A 1,397-nucleotide genomic window follows, 5' to 3' on the forward strand; every position below is an offset into this window, starting at 1 on the left:
ATGCGTCGCGCAGCTTCTCGGCCCGCTCGCGCGCATCCTGCTCGAAGCCTGCGACCAGGTCCGGTGCCGCGGCGATGAAGCCGTCGGCGCCGGCCGCGATCACGTCTGGCTGTACCGGGCGGACATGCAGGCCCTCCAGATAGGAACCGAACTCCTTCGCCACACCGATGCTGCAGGCCAGCGTCGCGTCGAGCGCGGCGCTCACCTCCAAGTTCACCAGGATGGTCTTCATGCGGAGGGCTTCCTTGTCATGTCATGGTTGTCTGCGCCGCCATCTTAAGGCAGTTCAGCCGGACCCGCATCCGGCTCCGTGAGTGTGAAACCCTCTGGCGGTTCGGCACAAGAACAACCTCCCCGGAGTGCCAAAGGCTTGTCCAGGCCAACCTTGCCCGCCCCCGACCTGGCTGGGCTGAAGGTCGCGATCGTCCACGACTGGCTGCAGAGCCTCTATGGCTCGGAGCGGGTGGTCGAGCAGATCCTAGCCTGCTTTCCCCAGGCGGAGCTGTTCACCCTGGTGGACGTGATGCCCAACGGTGCGCGCGGCCTCCTGGAGGAAGTGACGGTCCACACCTCCTTCATCCAGAACCTGCCGTTCGCGCGCCGTCACTTCCGCCACTACCTGCCGCTCATGCCGCTCGCGATCGAGCAGTTCGACCTCGGCCGCTTCGATCTCGTGCTGTCCTCCAGCCATGCCTTCGCCAAGGGCGTGCTCACCGGCCCCCACCAGCTGCACCTGGCCTATGTCCACGCGCCGATGCGCTATGCATGGGAGTACCAGCACCAGTACCTGGCCGAGGCCGCCCTGGACCGGGGCCTGCGCTCCTGGCTGCTCCGCTGGCAGCTGCACCGGCTGCGCAACTGGGATTTTCGCACCGGCGCCGGGCCGGACCGGCTGATCGCCAATTCCGAGTTCATCCGGCAGCGGATCCGCCGGATCTACCGCCGCGACGCCACGGTGATCCATCCGCCGGTCCGGCTCCAGGACTTCGCGCCGGTACCGCGCAAGAGTGATCACTTCATCGCAATCTCGCGCTTTGCCCCTTACAAGCGCACCGAGCTCATCTGCGCCGCCTTCGCCGCGATGCCCGACCTGAAGCTGAAGGTGATCGGCGAGGGTGCCGGCCGGGCCCGGGTGCGACCGGCACCTAATGTGGAACTGCTGGGGACCTTGCCGCGCGCCGAGGTCGCGCGCCTGCTGGCGGAGGCGCGGGCGCTCGTGTTCGCTGCGGAGGAGGATTTCGGCATCACGCTGGTCGAGGCGCAGGCGGCCGGGACGCCGGTGATCGCCTATGGCCGGGGCGGGGCACTGGATTCGGTCCGGCCAGCACCGCACCCTGACGCCACCGGCCTGTTCTTCACCGAGCAGAGCGAGGGGGCGATCTGCCAGGCGGTGCGGC

The 1,397-nt window shown here is 68.2% G+C and carries 1 protein-coding gene and 1 pseudogene; one reads left to right on the plus strand and one right to left on the minus strand.

The genetic code is table 11. From position 1 onward, the window contains the following. Positions 1–232: pseudogene (locus tag EQG76_RS02460) on the minus strand (hypothetical protein); the annotation flags it as partial. A gap of 138 nt (positions 233–370) precedes the next feature. Here EQG76_RS02460 and EQG76_RS02465 point away from each other — a divergent pair. Then, a partial coding sequence (locus tag EQG76_RS02465) for a glycosyltransferase (protein ID WP_159710301.1) occupies positions 371–1,397 on the plus strand: 1,027 nt, incomplete at its 3' end.

Origin of the sequence: Geminicoccus flavidas, from assembly GCF_009806515.1 — a bacterium.
GTDB lineage: Bacteria > Pseudomonadota > Alphaproteobacteria > Geminicoccales > Geminicoccaceae > Geminicoccus > Geminicoccus flavidus.